Annotated in this window: 16 protein-coding genes; all 16 read left to right on the plus strand. The window is 43.6% G+C overall.

Features of this window, described 5'->3' with window-relative positions; all coding sequences use genetic code 11:
- The first annotated feature begins 3 nt into the window (after positions 1 to 3).
- The 16 genes from H6G17_RS20155 (at position 4) to H6G17_RS20225 (ending at position 15,729) form a co-directional block, all read left to right on the plus strand.
- On the plus strand, positions 4 to 231 hold the full coding sequence (locus H6G17_RS20155) for a hypothetical protein (RefSeq protein WP_192160182.1): 228 nt from the start codon (positions 4 to 6) through the stop codon (positions 229 to 231).
- Between the two features lie 70 nt (positions 232 to 301).
- A complete protein-coding gene (locus tag H6G17_RS20160; protein ID WP_192160183.1) occupies positions 302 to 616 on the plus strand; it encodes a hypothetical protein in 315 nt (104 codons plus the stop codon).
- Positions 573 to 1,649 (plus strand): DUF5895 domain-containing protein, encoded by a 1,077-nt coding sequence (locus tag H6G17_RS20165; RefSeq protein WP_242038503.1) that lies wholly within the window; start codon positions 573 to 575, stop codon positions 1,647 to 1,649. The genes H6G17_RS20160 and H6G17_RS20165 overlap by 44 nt, the downstream gene beginning before the upstream one ends.
- Positions 1,650 to 1,715: 66 nt before the next feature.
- Positions 1,716 to 3,065, plus strand: a complete 1,350-nt coding sequence (gene dnaN / locus H6G17_RS20170; RefSeq protein ID WP_192160184.1) for a DNA polymerase III subunit beta — start codon at positions 1,716 to 1,718, stop codon at positions 3,063 to 3,065.
- Positions 3,066 to 3,143: 78 nt separating this feature from the next.
- Positions 3,144 to 4,478 (plus strand): DNA polymerase III subunit gamma/tau, encoded by a 1,335-nt coding sequence (dnaX, locus tag H6G17_RS20175; protein WP_192160186.1) that lies wholly within the window; start codon positions 3,144 to 3,146, stop codon positions 4,476 to 4,478.
- A 216-nt stretch (positions 4,479 to 4,694) separates the two neighbouring features.
- Positions 4,695 to 6,506 carry a DNA polymerase domain-containing protein gene (locus tag H6G17_RS20180; RefSeq protein WP_192160187.1) on the plus strand — a complete coding sequence of 604 codons (1,812 nt, stop codon included), beginning with the start codon at positions 4,695 to 4,697 and terminating at the stop codon, positions 6,504 to 6,506.
- A 131-nt stretch (positions 6,507 to 6,637) separates the two neighbouring features.
- Positions 6,638 to 7,375 carry a hypothetical protein gene (locus tag H6G17_RS20185; RefSeq protein WP_347276453.1) on the plus strand — a complete coding sequence of 246 codons (738 nt, stop codon included), beginning with the start codon at positions 6,638 to 6,640 and terminating at the stop codon, positions 7,373 to 7,375.
- Positions 7,341 to 7,901 carry a hypothetical protein gene (locus tag H6G17_RS20190; RefSeq protein ID WP_192160190.1) on the plus strand — a complete coding sequence of 187 codons (561 nt, stop codon included), beginning with the start codon at positions 7,341 to 7,343 and terminating at the stop codon, positions 7,899 to 7,901. Before H6G17_RS20185 ends, H6G17_RS20190 begins: the two co-directional genes overlap by 35 nt.
- A gap of 389 nt (positions 7,902 to 8,290) precedes the next feature.
- Entirely contained in the window at positions 8,291 to 8,575 is a 285-nt protein-coding gene (locus tag H6G17_RS20195) for a GIY-YIG nuclease family protein (protein WP_192160192.1), read from the plus strand.
- Positions 8,576 to 8,710: 135 nt separating this feature from the next.
- Positions 8,711 to 9,676, plus strand: coding sequence for a DNA polymerase III subunit delta (gene holA / locus H6G17_RS20200; RefSeq protein ID WP_192160194.1), 966 nt, complete (start codon positions 8,711 to 8,713; stop codon positions 9,674 to 9,676).
- A 42-nt stretch (positions 9,677 to 9,718) separates the two neighbouring features.
- A complete protein-coding gene (locus H6G17_RS34200; RefSeq protein WP_277876046.1) occupies positions 9,719 to 9,844 on the plus strand; it encodes a hypothetical protein in 126 nt (41 codons plus the stop codon).
- Between the two features lie 62 nt (positions 9,845 to 9,906).
- Positions 9,907 to 10,923, plus strand: coding sequence for an AAA family ATPase (locus H6G17_RS20205; RefSeq protein ID WP_192160196.1), 1,017 nt, complete (start codon positions 9,907 to 9,909; stop codon positions 10,921 to 10,923).
- A 1,099-nt stretch (positions 10,924 to 12,022) separates the two neighbouring features.
- On the plus strand, positions 12,023 to 12,535 hold the full coding sequence (locus H6G17_RS20210; protein WP_192160198.1) for a DUF433 domain-containing protein: 513 nt from the start codon (positions 12,023 to 12,025) through the stop codon (positions 12,533 to 12,535).
- A 111-nt stretch (positions 12,536 to 12,646) separates the two neighbouring features.
- Entirely contained in the window at positions 12,647 to 12,961 is a 315-nt protein-coding gene (locus H6G17_RS20215; protein WP_192160199.1) for a nucleotidyltransferase family protein, read from the plus strand.
- Between the two features lie 13 nt (positions 12,962 to 12,974).
- Positions 12,975 to 14,093 (plus strand): DUF86 domain-containing protein, encoded by a 1,119-nt coding sequence (locus H6G17_RS20220; RefSeq protein ID WP_277876051.1) that lies wholly within the window; start codon positions 12,975 to 12,977, stop codon positions 14,091 to 14,093.
- 379 nt (positions 14,094 to 14,472) lie between these two features.
- Positions 14,473 to 15,729 carry a PcfJ domain-containing protein gene (locus tag H6G17_RS20225; RefSeq protein ID WP_192160203.1) on the plus strand — a complete coding sequence of 419 codons (1,257 nt, stop codon included), beginning with the start codon at positions 14,473 to 14,475 and terminating at the stop codon, positions 15,727 to 15,729.
- Positions 15,730 to 15,835: the final 106 nt, after the last annotated feature.

The raw sequence follows: 15,835 nt of genomic DNA on the forward strand, positions 1-15,835 counted from the left end.
ACAATGATTTACTACAAGCGCATGACATATGTTGCAGTTGGCGATGGATTTCAAACCTATATCTTTCCGGCGTGCGGTACAGAGCCTTACATTCGATACAAGTTTTTACCCAATCGAGCCGAACTAGATGAAGCGGTGGGAAAATGCAAGAACGCAGGTTGGAAAGTTGTGAACGGCACTAACATATCCAAGCTGATGCTATCTGCTACACCAAAGAGAAGCGGACGTTAAAGCATGATGCACTTAATTCATACAGGTTTTCAATTTTACTAGTTATTACACGCACCAAAACAGGAGACTTATGTTATTCAAGCATTCACTTAATGTCAATATAACCCCTAATACAATTATCAGTAATTACGGTAGCGAAGAGTTACAGACAGCTTATTTTATGGAGAACGGCGAAAATGTTTCTATATCATTCACTACCAAATGTATTAGCAAGTTAGATGAATTAATTATTGCACTGCAAAAAATCAGAGATATTTTAGCATTTCAACGAGCTAAAGAATTAGAGATGGAAAGCAAGCTGCTGCAAGAAAAACCTGCTGACTGTACGCTCGGCAAGAGTAATGGTAGCAAAAATTCTGAAAGTTTTAGTCAACTGTTTGAGTGAAGCTCATAAAAAATCACCCTCCAGCAATGCTGGAGTATTTTTTCAACAACGGCTCATTGCTTTGCAATCTCGGTTGGTGCTTCTAAACCGACATATCTACTTTGGATATATGCGAAAACAAACGACTCAAGCCACATCCACAAACTCATCAGATAACGATGCTGTTACTGAAGATGATTTTGACAATCTCATTGTTAAGTATGAATCTTCCCAATACGACGGCAAAATTACCGACCTCCCTATCTGTCAAGTCTTGAACGACAAGTCTCCTGCAAGTGTTGGTATGTTTGTTAAAGCCAAAAACTTACCGCAGATAGGCTGGCGTGGAGCGGAAGCTACCTACGAGCATACGTTTTCTAGTGGTGCTACAGAATTAGGCGTTCTGCTCCAGTCGCCGAGAATGCATATATTAAGGACTTCACCTCGCTGTATCGAACTAAGAAAAACTGGAGAACTTGTTGCTAACTACGAAAACGTTGAAGGACGCAAAAAATATGCGGAATTAGGCAACTTAGCGACGCTGCGGACTTTTTACTTGATCTACTTAGTAGACGAAACCAACAATAACCTCCACGACTTACCACTGATCCTTTCCATTAAAGGAGTAGCAGCAGTCCGCTTTGGCGAGGCATATAGGCAGTTCAAACGTCAACTAGAAATTGCCTATGCCAACCGAAAAAAAACTCAGTATAAACCTAAATCCGAACGCTTTCACGTAGCTGGCATTTTCAATCCTACCTTCAAACCATCCCTCGAACCTCCAGATGGCGAACAAAAGTCATGGGTAGCCGTTCCCGCTTGTTTTGCCACGCCTGCTCCCCAAGGTTACGACCTCAGCAATTACCTCGTACCGCAAAAAGAGGAGGAGCTATGGGCAATAGTTCAAAGTAGCAACGAGTTCTCTAGCAATATGCTCAAAACTACCCAAGAACATAATAGAGCGATCGAAAGTGCTTCAGACAGCACGAATGCAACAACTATCGACACCAATGCTGTAGCTGTAATCGCTAACGCAGACGAGCTGCCTTACTAAAGTTTCAAAAAGCACGATTGGGGGAGGCAATACCTCCCTCAGTAGAATTCCATCACCAGAAAAAACATGAACTTCACCATCGAACAAGACAAACTATCTCAGTTACTAGATGCTGCTTCCCTCGCCATCCCAACTCGACCCACAGACCCCATTCTCGGTGCAATCTTATTAGTCGCTGATGCCGAAACCCAAACTTTATCTGCCACTAGCTTTAATCTCAGCCTCGGCATTCATAGCAAAACCAAAGCCAACATTAAAACTTCAGGTGTAGCAGCACTACCTGGAAAATTGCTGGCAGACACGATTGGCTATCTCAAAGGAGATCTATGCTTTGAATTAGAAGAACGCACCTGCATTATCTCCCACTCCAGCGGCAAGCGAAGAATCCAAAGCTTCAATCCCAGTGAATTTCCACAACTGCCCAGCGGCGGCAGCCAAAGCATCACGTTGCCAGTCAAGAAATTCCTAGTGGCTATTCGCGCTACTCTGTTCGCCGCTAGCAGAGATGAAACCAAACCCGTCATCACTGGTGTCAATTTCAAATTCGAGCGCGATCGCTGGCAAGCAGGGGCAACAGATTCTCATCGCTTGGCATTAGTATCGGCAGCTTTCGACGCAGATATGGCTGAAAATATTGAATTTACTGTCTCCTACAAAAACTTGCAAGAAATCGAGAAAATCCTCTCAACCAAGAGCGAAAACAGTACTTGCACTCTTTACTTCAACAGTAATTTTGTGGAATTCAACTTGCCCAACACCAGAATTACCTCTCGACTGCTTGAAGGCGAGTTTCCTAAGCTCGACAACCTGATTCCCACCAGCTTCCAACACGAATTCTACATAGATAAAGCCGCACTGGAAACAGGACTTAAAAGAGTCGCAACCCTTGCCGAGAAGAAAAGTAAAACTGTCAAGACTATCTGGGACGTTAAAAACCAACAACTGACACTGTACACGGAATCTACTGACGTGGGGAACGCGATCGAATCTCTGATTGTCAAAGCCAATTCTACATCGGACGAAGAGATCGGCATTGGATTCAACCTGACTTACCTGGCTGAAGCTGTCAAATACGTGATCGCCGATGAAATCGTCATTAAATCGAACGGAGCGTCTAGACCTGCGATCGTCTGCCCTGTCGGTGGCATCCTCAACCAAATTACCCTTGTCATGCCCGTGTTGATTTCCTCCGGCTATGAGATTGACAAACCTACGAATACAAAAACCACCCTCGATCCCAGCGAGAGCAAGGTGGATGCAGCAGAAACTCAATCTAGCAACCTTGCACCATCAGAAGTGGTAGAGACAGTAGCACAAGTCGAAAGCGAACCCAGCTCCGAAACTTCAGAACCAGCTCAAGCTCATAAAAGCAAGCGCAACAGGCAAAGCAAACCAAAAGCAGCCGTAACAGTTTAAAAAGGCGATCGCCCTCCTTGGCGCTCGATTTTTTGCATTCGGGCGCTTTCTCAAGCAAACACTTCCTTAAATACGCTCATGATTCCTTACAATCCGATTCATCTCAAATACCGCCCTCAAACTCTCGCACAACTTGTAGGACAAGACATCATTGCTACCACCCTCTCTAACGCCATCAATGTGGGCAAAATTGCCCCAGCATACCTGTTCGTCGGACCTAGAGGTACTGGCAAAACGTCTACCGCCCGCATCCTGGCTAAATCTCTCAATTGCCAATCTGCCAACCAAGCCACCGTAACACCCTGCGGTCAGTGCCAATCTTGTCGCGCGATCGCCTCCAGCCACTCCCTCGATGTCAACGAACTCGATGCTGCTAGTAACTCTGGCGTAGAAAACATCCGCGAGATCGTCGAAAGATCTAACTTTGCACCTGTCGAAAGCCGATACAAAGTCATAATTCTCGACGAGTGCCACTCTTTGAGCCTAGCGGCATTCAACTCGTTACTCAAGACTTTAGAACAGCCACCATCAAACGTAGTATTCGTTTTGTGTACTACAGAAGTGCATAAAGTGCCGCTGACAATTATCTCTAGATGCCAGCGTTTTGACTTTAAAAAGATCGCTCCCAAGATAATTGCAAAACACCTGCAAGCAATTACCGCCGCAGAACAAATCGACATCACTCCTGAAGCATTGCAACTCGTGGCGCAAACAAGTCATGGTTGCCTGCGAGATGCCCTGACGCTGCTCGACCAACTGAGTAACGTTGGTATGCAGATCGCTGCCGAGCAGGTGTATCTCATGGCTGGTACTGTCCCCGAACCAGAACTGCTCGATTTGTTGGATAACATCAGCACGGGAAATGCAACTGCCTGTTGTCGCATCATCCAAAAACTCGTCGAGCAAGGGAAAGATCCATTTATCGTTTACCTGGATATTTTGAGAATACTTAAAGATCTGCTTGTCATCAAAACCTGCGCTGATGCTACAGAACTAGAATGGCAGGCAACAGAAAAATGGGAGAGATTACTTTCTTTAGTTCAATACTGGAAAGCAATCTCAATCCAAGATGCCATCAAACTGCTTAATTTCAGAGAGCGGCAGATGAAACAGCAATCGTCGCAACTCTGGCTGGAAGTCACAATTCTAGAACTAGCCAAAATTCCTCTACCGTTAGTAGCCGATCGTAAGCTGACCGCAGACCCTTGGTACAGTTGGGAATATCCTAGCGACGCGATCGCTTGGGCGCATCAATTACTCCCGCACCTAAACTTTAAAGAGCTGTGGGAAAAATGGAAAGCTCTGGCAACCATCAACGGTAAGAAAGCTCCTGCATGGGTCAAGGCGATCGAAGAAGCACGTCTTCACAAACAATTGACTACTGTAAGCAAAACGACAAGCTCAGTGCGATAGTTTTAGCCTAGTTTTGACGGTGACTGTCAAGGACGGAAGAATGTTTGTCTTTAGTACTCAGACAACAAGATGAAAAACTATACATTCTTCCGAATCCTATTGCCACTCTCTACTCAAATACCGCGTAACTATAGTTAGCTGAAATCGCACTTTTTATCTCAAAGCATATTAGTTGTTTGACTAAAAAATAGACTAGGTTCATTACACTTGATAGCGATGGAACAATATAATCATAGAAAACTGGTGACTAGGAGTAAAGGTAAAATTGTTGTCAATGAAAATGAACTAGATATTTTCTATACCGATTGCTCTCCCAGAGATCGATGGGAACCCGATCGAGAGCTAATACCCTACGGTCGTCTCAGGCAGCTCGTTATCGACATTGAAACTTCTGGACTCTCCAGCCAAACCGATCGCATATACGCCATCGGTTGTATGGATGAAAATTGGCAAGTCACAATATTTATGGAGTCAGATGAAAGTAGTTTATTACAGAAATTTGTCAGGCACGTTTCAGGATATTATGCGGATGTAATTTTTAGCTTTAACGGCACGCAATTCGACCTACCTTTTCTCATCGCTCGATGTGAAAAATACAACATTCGACATCCATTCAAAATTATAGATAAGTTGCGGACAATCCAAACAGCACAAGTATTCGGTCAGCCGTTAAAAATTCATCAAGTGTACGTCAAAGGCAGCCAACACGTAGATGTTTATATCTGCGTTCTTAGATGGGATTATGTCAATAAATGCCTTCACAACGCTCGTTCGCTCAAACAAGCAGTGTTAGAAATGGGACTGCGCCAACAACAGCGATTGGTTCTGCCATACCAACAGATCCTAGAATGCTGGCAACAAGGCTCTCAGAGTCAAGGCTGGGCAAAAATCCGCCAATATCTCATCTTTGACCTAGAAGACACTAAACTGATCGCTGACAAGCTAGTGCCTTCATACTACTACGAATCTCTAGTCGTACCCAGAATGAACCTGCAACAACTCACCCTCACGGGTAACGGCACGAAATGGCAGCGGGTGCTGGAAAACCAATACCCCACCCTTCGACCGACAGCCGACCGGAAAATGCAGTTCGATGGCGGTCTAGTAATTTCAGTCCCAGGATTGCACCGTAACGTTGCCAAAATTGATGTGGCTAGCCTGTACCCCAGCATCATGCTCAAGTACGGTATCTGCTCTGGTAAAGATCCGCGCCGAATGGGATTGAGCATTCTAGAGTATCTGACCCAAGAACGACTCCAGCTCAAGCAACTGGCAAAAGCTGGAGACATAGATGCCAGTCATGCCCAAAGCGCCCTCAAAGTCACAATTAACTCCTTATTTGGCTTTTTAGGCACTTCGGGACTGAGTTTCAACGACATGGAAGCTGCTGCACTCGTCACTGCCTACGGTAGGCGCATACTCCGGTTTGCGATCGCATTTATTGAAAAGCAAGGAGGTATCCAAGTTGAGAGCGACACCGACGGTATCTTCTTCAGCCACCCCCAGCCAATGCAAGTTTATCAAAGTTTGCAAGCGGCAATGCCTGAAGGGATCGACATCGAACTTGAAACTCAAGCCACCGCTATGTTCGTTCCCGAACGCGGCGCTAAAAACTACATTCTCTGGCACGATGATGGTAGTGTTACTGCTAAGGGGATCTGGCGCAAGCGCGATCGCTCGCAACTAGAAAAGGAATTTCCCCTACAATACCTGACCCACTTTCTGGACAATCCCCAAACAGCAGAGACGTATTACCGATCCATCAAACAACAACTTAGCTCTGGTAGCTTTCCGATATCTAAACTACAAATCACCCGCAAAATCAAAAAAGGTGAAAAAAATCTTCTGCGTCTGGGCAGTACGGGAGAAGTTGTCACTTTTTACCAAGGTATTGAAGGGGTAACTAATTGCGGTTCCTACTCCAGCGGATATTATCTAGAAATCGTTGCCCAAAAACGTCAAGAAATTCTTGACTTAGTTGCACCTGAAATTCTTGGTATCCGAAAAGTACAGCTATCTCTTTTTTAAAGATCCCCCTTAGTGAATCTGCATAAGTCTTCTATTTATGCAGATTTCACTAGCAATACTGAACCAGCACTATGAAGACAAAAAAGAAAAGCTATAGAAAACCCAGACTAAACAAAAAGCAAAAAGATTGGGTGAACAAATTTATTGCCTGTCGTTCCCATGCCAGAATTACAGATATTTATGAAGGTTTATCGGGCGATCGCATAGTTACGATTGAATGGAGTGAAGACACACCATTATCGATTCTATCTACGGATAGTTACGTTCGAGGTCGAATTTTTCATCAAGTTAGAGTGAAACTCCGAAAATTTGGCGCTCCCCGCTCTAGCGCAGATTACAGCTATAAAATTATCGCTCCCGAAAAACATACTACCACTTATAAGCTTCAAGGACAGCTATCTCTAGAAATTCCCCAAATTTATAGCATTCAAACACCAAATAATCCCGTTATCGTTCGGAAGAATCGCTGTCAAAACCAAAATAAAAATTCCGTGAAAACTAGCCAATACAGCTTACCGCTGTCGGGTATAGCAGCACAACTGCATCGGATTAACTTGTCCAAAACAGGTGAAGTTCTCAGCGAACGAGAACTGCTTTCTGAAACCGTAGTTTACCATGACTCAACAACAGGATCGTCTATCCATCTACCAGCGGCAGTTGTAGCCATTCTTCAAGACAAGCAAGCATCTCCCAAAGAATGGTCAGATGCGATCGCTCTGTACCAAGTTGGAGGATCAACTTGCGTAATGCAATACTTGCAGGGACTCGACGCACTGCGCGATCGCTTTGTCACGCAACCAATTACCGAGAGAGATACTATTGAGCAACAAGGCAGTGAATCTATTAAATTTACCGATCGCAATATCTGATAGCATTCTCAATCGCAAGGATGTGTTTCCTTCTCCGCCGTGGGTAGTAGAAATCCTCATAGAGAACGCCAATATTACTCCTGGCTGTCTCTGCCTCGAACCGAGTGCTGGAACTGGAAATCTCGCTCTTGAATTACAAAATAGAGGTGCAATAGTCGAAGTCATCGAACCAATTCCAGAACTACAACTGGCTCTCACTTTACAAAATCTTCTAGCAATCGGTTCTGACTTTCTCACCACACCTAATCTCGAATGTAAGTATGACAGGATCGTCCAAAATCCACCATTCTCGCTACAAGTCAGCCATACTATCAAAGCCTATAAATGTCTAAAGCCAGGAGGTAGGCTAGTATCTCTATGTAGTTTGTCCCCCTGGCAACATAACAGTAACCTCGATAAATACTTTAGAAATTGGCTGAAGACGGTTGGCGCTCAAGCTATCGATTTACCCTATGGGCTATTCGTCAATAGCGTTAGGTATACTGATGTTGATTGCCATTTAATAATTATAGAAAAAGCTAATTAAAGCGTTAATTCAAATAGCTTTATTATTAAATTTTCTCTAATTACATCTCGTATTAATAGCAATTCACTCTAAACGTAAAGCGGCAATTGTAGCACAAAAGCCACACGCAGAAGCAAGCATCATTATTTGCCAGCATTTTTATGTAGTGAAGGCATGACAACGCTCTATATACAAGCAGCACTTAAAACGGAGTACTGCTCTCTCATTCGAGCGGTTATTTCAAGGTAGCGATCGCCCGACCAATTCAGCAAACAGCGATCGCTCACACCAGTTTGTCACCAGCGCGTTACTCCTCTCAATGTATCGCGACTGAAGCAATAGCGCGGGGAAATTTACGCAGCCGTTAAAAATAGGAGGATAACCCGTCTACACCGGACGGGTCAAAACTTATGGGCTATGTCTATCTCATCTGTTTTGGTAAACCCATAGGCAACCCAAATTCTCGACGAGGACAAGCGTGCCACTACCTCGGTTTTACATCTAGCAGTTTGAAGAAACGACTAGAACAGCACAAAAATGGGCAGGGAGCCAAAATTTGTCGCGCTGCTGTCTTTCAGTATGGCAGGGAACTAAAACTAGTTCGTCACTGGCGTAACGGTACTAGAGCGTTGGAACGCGAACTCAAACGCAGACATAACCCGAAATACTACTGTCCCTACTGCAAAAAAAACTAACTTCTTTGAGAAATTTTGTGCTGCTCTTGGCTTCCAGCTTGCTAAGTTTTTGTAGAGTATACCGCTCGGTCAATTAATTTTCATACAACGAAACAGCTGGCGCTGAAACTAATAAAGACAGAATTTTTATACATTATGCCAGTACACGTTTATTGGGGAGAAGACGATTTTCTGCTTTCAAAAGCAGTTGAGGCTTTACGCGCACAACACTTAGATCGAGAGTGGGGATTGCTGAACTACATTCAGATAGCACCAGCAGATAAAGACAACATTGCTAACGCTCTGATGGAGATTGTAACAGCACCCTTGGGAGAAGGTGGAAAAATTGTACACCTACCTCAAAGTAGTTTATTGGGAGCATGTCCGCCAGAAGTTATTGAGGAGCTAGAAAAGACACTACCAAATATTCCAGAAAATAACATTCTCTTGATGACATCGGCTAAGAAACCAGATGAAAGAAACAAATCTGTCAAGTTAATTCTGCAATCCGCGCAGCTCAAAACATTTCCACTCATTCCCCAGTGGGAATCCACAAAGATCGTGTCACAAGTTAAATCGTTTGCATCATCCCTCGGTGTCAAACTCACGAATGATGCTGTAGCTGCTTTAGTAGAAGCTGTAGGCAACAACTCTCGTCAAGCATGGAACGAACTAGAAAAGCTCAAGCTTTATGCAGTCGGTGCACCACTCGATGTGGAAATGGTCAAACAATTGGTAGTCAACACTTCTAGTAGTAGTTTGGAGCTGGCTGCTGCCTGTCGGATGGGCGATCCAACATTGGCGCTGAAACAACTCGATCGCCTCTTAGCTTTAAACGAACCTCCCCTGCGAATTGTCGCTACGCTGGCTACCTGCTTTCGTACCTGGCTGTCGGCTAAAGCATGCATAGAGGCGGGATGGAAAGACGATGCTGTAATTGCTCTTTTTGTCGAACTCAAAAACCCTAAAAGACTGTTCTTTATCAAGCAAGAGATTAGAGCCGTATCCCTGACAAAGTTCAGAAATGCGATGGCTATCCTGCTGGAGTTAGAAGTTTTGCTCAAATCGGGAGGCAACGCCGACATTTTGGCAACATATGTTATCAATCTCTGCACTGTCTAAGACAAATCTTCACGGCGATCGATTGACAAAACCGCTATTACCTTGCTGCCACTGTTGCAAGCGATCGCAATGTTGCTTCTTCCACTAGCAGTTCTTGACGGTCAAATCAGAAAGAATTTCCCGATTCGACTGAGATTGCTCGATCGATCGCTCCAGCGCAAACCTTAACGCACGCTGGCAGCATCCAATGCGAACGGCATACCAAATATTCACAAAATTCAGAAATACAGATGGACGTTCAACTAGAGTTACTACAACTAGAGCAAACCACTGCAACCCAAGGCAAGGTGGAACAATGTATAGACGATGCTAGCCACCAAGTGCCACAAAACAAACTGCCACAACAGACTCAGCAATTTACCTTCGATCGAATTGTCGGTCAACCAATTGCTCTTTCTACCTTGCAAAATGCGATCGACTCTCACCGCATAGCCCCAGCATACCTATTTGCAGGACCAGATGGTGTTGGCAAAACTCTGGCGGCGATCGCTTTTATCAACCAATGGCTGGGGATCGCTAATCTACAAAATCATCCAGATCTTCTCTGGATAGAACCAACATACGTGCATCAAGGAGAACTAATCGCCGCAACACGAGTAACAGAAAGCGAACTACTCTGCAAATCTCCCCCAGCTATCAGGATCGACCAAATCAGAAAAGTTTCTGAATTTTTGTCTACTTCGGCTCTCGATGCTTCATTCAAAGTTACAGTTATCCAACATGCTGATGCTATTTACCCTGCTGCTGCCAACGCTTTACTCAAAACTTTGGAGCAACCAATTACAGGCATTCTCATCCTCATCAGCAGCAATCCGGCTCAACTACTACCTACAGTGACCAGTAGATGTCAGAAGATCCCGTTCTTCCCCCTATTAAACACTCAAATCCTCCAAGTTCTCTCCCAGATTGGACATACAGAAATTATCGCTCGTCCTGAAATAATTGCTCTTGCCAATGGCAGCCCAGGTCGTGCTATCTATCATTACCAAAAACTGCGATCGCTTCCACCCAAACTCCTTTCCCACCTCCAATTACCTCCAAAAGATCTCGTGACAGCTTTATCAATTGGTAAAAAAGCAGAATTGCTCGACTTCCAACAACAACTCTGGTTGCTGGAATACTTAGAATATTGCTGGTGGCATCAGCTCAAAAACCCTACCTGGCTTACCAAACTAGATAATGCCAAAAACCAACTCAAACAACTAGCGCAGCCTCGGCTAGTGTGGGATATCTTACTAATGCCATAGACTAACTCTAGATTTTCAGCCGCTCTTCTGAAAATCTAGAGTGACTTGATGTAGTTTATTCTGTCGTTAATTAGATCGAGATTGCTATAGGTCTTGGATCTTCTTAGCGAGCAAATTTAGTACAAAAATGTGCAGAACTTAAACACCTAACTAAGCACCATTACGAATACTCCAATAACTAGCATAACTAGTCTGAACGTTGGAGAAGATTTTAGAGGTGGAAAAAGCCCAATTGCTGGCACGAGTGAAAGTAGAGCTAATAGTTGCCGAGCGAACAAAAAATTTGCCCCTGCTAGCAAAACAAAAATAATGCTGAGCATCCAATTTACTATAATATCCAGTTGTTGGAAACGATTTATCTTCTCAACCATAACTTATATTTACAAATACAAACGTAAACAATTATTATATTACGACAACGGACTAGCTTTTCTACTCAAGACTTAGAACAACATAGACAACAAAATCAAACCTAAGTTATTTCAGGATAGACTGAAATAACTGTAGGAGATTTAATCTCGTAATAATTTAGTTTACATCGGGGTGTTAGTCAATATTTAGTTTTGCACAGAATAAAACCATTTCTTTACAATTCAAGTTGAATTATAAAGAAATTTTTTAGTTAGGTCTGTTTGAGCGCGAGGATCGCCATAGAATCTTTACCGTTTTTCAATACCTCAATGCCAAGTTTCTAGCCATATGTCGGGTTTACTTTGACGATGTGCTGGTTGCCTCCTGTTTCGATGACAGCTTCGACGCTTAGGTGTACGATCGAAGAAAGCATTTATGAAGCTATTCTTACAGGATTTGACGTAAGATCGTGTCAGGACAAACAAAGATGATTTGCAGATTTACTAGAGGAGCGTCGATCAACTCAAGAACTTAACAGATGACATGAGTTACAATAAGTCTAAAATTGTAGTGTTTTGCATCTCTCTCATACATCAAACTACTTAGCAAACAATGCGATCTAATAAACAGCGATGAAACGAGTAGAAATCATAACTATTTTTTGAAAAATTCACGGGTTAGATCGTGAAGAAATTACTATTTTCATTAATTTTATGAATTGGTAAATAATTGAACTGATTTCGTAACTATGATGTCTGACAGCAAAAATTACCAGCAGCGCCAGTTAGTTGAAGATTTTATAGTTTCCGATCCAAATTTCTTGGGTGGCAAGCCTTTTATCTCTGGCACTCATTTTAGCGTCGAGTGGGTAGTGACAAAACTCCTTGAAGGTTACACCAAACAAGATCTACTTACCAATTTTTCGCTTCTGTATGCCGAAGGTATTGATGCAGCCATTGCTTTTGTAGATACACTACCGCCAGAACATCCTTTGGCTAAACTCTTACAGCAATGCCGTCTCCAACAAGCAAGCAATTCTGCCCAAGCAACAGGCTTGACAACTTTGTACGAAGATGGAGAGATGGCGCAACTAGTCCGAGAAAAGATAGAGGCGAGAATGCAGTTGCTCGACATGCCACCAGAAGAAGCACAAAAGTTAGCGGATATGACCCTATATCCCCAGTATTGGAGTCTGCGACCGGAAAACATCAAATGGGAAGAATCTATCCCCTCTCGATATGGTAAAGAAACTGGCTCCTAGCGCACTCAACGAACATTATTTTCATTACACAATTATCGATTGTATTCACAAGGTATCTTGGCTTGAAATGTACTGTTATAATTTAGATGAATTAGCCATTAGCAGAACCAAATGAGTCAAAAAGAAGCTACAGCTATCTCTCCTGAAGAAGTTATAGGAGAAATTGTAGAACACCTCGACACCATTAAACAATTTGGAGTCAAGTTTATCGGTTTATTCGGTTCTGTAGCTCGCGATGAAGCCAGACCGGATAGCGATATAGATATTTTAGTAGAGTTTGAAGGAGGAATCACTCTGCAAAAATATGCAAGACTTAGTATGTATCTAGAGAAGATCTTGGGAAGAGAAATTGATGTAGTGGACGCAGAGATGCTCAGACCGGAACTTCGTCCTTATGTAGAAAAGGATCTGATTCCCATTGCGTGAATATCAATTGTATTTGGCAGATATACTAGAATACGCTCAATCAACTCAGAATATGATATCTGGTGCGAGCTATGATCGGTTTGAGGCTGACGAGCGCACTTATAAAGCAGTGACTTATAACCTACAAATTATTGGAGAAGCTGTTTTAAACATACCTCAAGACGTAAAACAACGATATCCAGAAGTAGAATGGGAAGATATTGGCAGAGCCAGAAATTTAATAGCTCACGGCTATTACAAAGTAAAAAGAGAAATCATCTGGAAGATTGCACAAAATGACGTACCAGCTCTACAAACTCAAATCGAGCGCATCATAGAACTAGAGAAACTATCTGAGAACCAAAGCTTTATAGAGCAGTCAAGTTCTACAGCTTCTAGTGCTAGATCCATATATCCTCAGCAACAGGAACGAGCAGCAGCTATTATACCAATCGCTCGCCGCCTGTTGGAGGCAGGACGTACTCCTAACTCCATAGCCACGACTCAACAAATAGAACAAGGAGTTGAAGAGCTGGAAATAGAAGACTATAAGCTGCGATTTGAAGCACAGACAAAAACTCTACTAATTACGACTAAAGACAAACGTGGGATTCTCATAAGAGCTAAATTAGAAGAACAAACAGAAACACTAGATTTAGCTAATAAATTAACACCTAAAGATATTAATAAATGGCTGACAATCGAACAACAGCTAAATAAGTCAGAATCGAGGAAAAATATAGCTGGGCAGTTGCTCGTGCAGCAGTCAGGTTCCCAAGATTCCTCTGGTAGTCCTAGTAGCATTCAAACTGATGTGCCTACAATCCGTGCGCTCGACCCGATTCAACGAACCTTAGCTGCTGCTATTTATCCCACTGCCATGCTGTTGTTCCAGGCACTAAGAAATAACCAGCAAAACCAACAACTAGGCTCTGGTATTGAGGTAGCTGCTGCTGAAAGCTACCAAGTGCGGCTCGATCCACAAATCGATACCTTTTCTATTTTGGCTCAAGACGGACGAGGAGAAATTGTCCGCGCCCAGGCTAGCACTGGTAAAATTTTACACGCCAATAATATTAATGGTGAAGACATCGAGCATTGGGAAAATATCAGCAACCTCATAACCCAACAGCAACCGCCACTAGTAGATTAGTAGAAATCAGAGTATTAGTATCAGTAAAACGTTTAAGTATAGCGATCGCTCTGGCGATTTTGCTCCAACTAATCAACTATCTTTTCATCGATATCTATTAGCAAATATTTGCTGAAATTTATAGCTAGGTTTCACTCTAATTTATCAAACTATTAACGCAACCCAGATGATATCATTTTGTTTTATTGTTGCAACATAAAGAATTGCTGAAAATACCGAATAGCAAGATTTTCACAATCTAAAATCTAAAATCCAAAATGGTATGAATTACCAGATCGCTCCTTTGGACAAATGGTAATTGCTCGCTCGGTTCGTTCGTGGATTGTCATAGATAAAAAATGCTGCGCATCGACATGGAGAATATCGATGGAGCGTGACAATGGACAAGACTTACAAAATTGCTGCTAACGGTGGCATCTACTGGCAGGGAAAATACGGCATATTGTTTCTCGACCATGCAGAAAATAAAGTGACTTTGCGGTTGCGCCAACAAGTGAAAGGCGAGTTTAAAACTACCAAATGGCTCTGCTTTTCCCTGAGAACGGGTAAGTTGCGCGTTTACAGGTGGAGCAAGCGGTATGGAGTGCGCGATGTTACCTACAGCGACACCGAATGCCTCATATACAAGCTTGCGAAAGCGGCGCGGGTGGGTGGTTCTGACTCTCGGAATCTACCGATAGCATTGGCGAAGCAAGCCGTAGCCGAACTGTTGCAAATCGAGAAATGCCCCAACCTCTACGAAACAACTATTGCTGAGGCATTGCCATTTCTCCAACAATACGATCGCATTCCTCCGATTCCCGCGATACTGCGGCAGGGATTGAAACGAGAAAATCTCAAGGATGCTGTCAAAATTTGGTTTGGTAGGGATAGCAAGCAGCTGCTCAAACTCGTAGCGCGACTGCTAGAGACACAAGTAGAATATGGCAGGAAATGTCTGTGGGCAGTTCAAATCAACTGGTTGGCGCTAGCAGTAGCCTTCGCCCAGCAGTGGCAGCTTGACTACATCCATACCCTATTAGAACTGAAGCCAGTCGAAATCGATCCCCAACAAATGCATCACCTATTGCAACAGTATTCGCCCCAACGGGCGCTGAAGTTGCTGGAGTCGGCAGCAGCAGAAGAGTACAACTCCAGCTACCTACTAGATGCAGCTAACATGTATTGGCAGATGTCAAAAGAGCTGCCTCACTACAAACTGCCCTCGCGCCCGCGATCGCTCTGCCAGTTGCACGACTGGATACAACGCGATTACAATCGCTTTCGCAGCGAACGAGAAGAAAAACGCCGCCTGCCTTTCAAAAAGCTGGGTAAATTAGACGGCACGACGGTCAACGGTTTTGTCTTTGTCGTCCCCAGAACCGCTCAGACGCTGATTGAGTGGGGGAACGCTCTCAATATTTGTATTGGGAGCTACGCCGACAAAGCGATAAAACGGCACTGTTATTTACTCGGCGTTATGGCGGAAGCAGAGTTGAAATATGCCATCGAGATCGACCGTCAAGGTCGAATCGTGCAGTTTAGCGGTCGGAGAAACAGCCGTCCAGCTGCTAAGGATCGAGCGGCAGTCGAAGCATTTCTACAACCGAGGCTGGAAGAACTATTTCTCAGCAAGTCACGGGCGATCGCAAGTTAAACCCGTTCGCTAAAGAACGCACTTGGGACTTCTTGCCTTCATTAGTAAGGCAGAGGTCTAATTTTTTTCCAACAACGAAAGTGCCTGCACTCTCTCCACGCACGAG

This window comes from Chroococcidiopsis sp. [FACHB-1243] (assembly GCF_014696895.1).
Classification (GTDB): Bacteria; Cyanobacteriota; Cyanobacteriia; order Cyanobacteriales; family Chroococcidiopsidaceae; genus Chroococcidiopsis.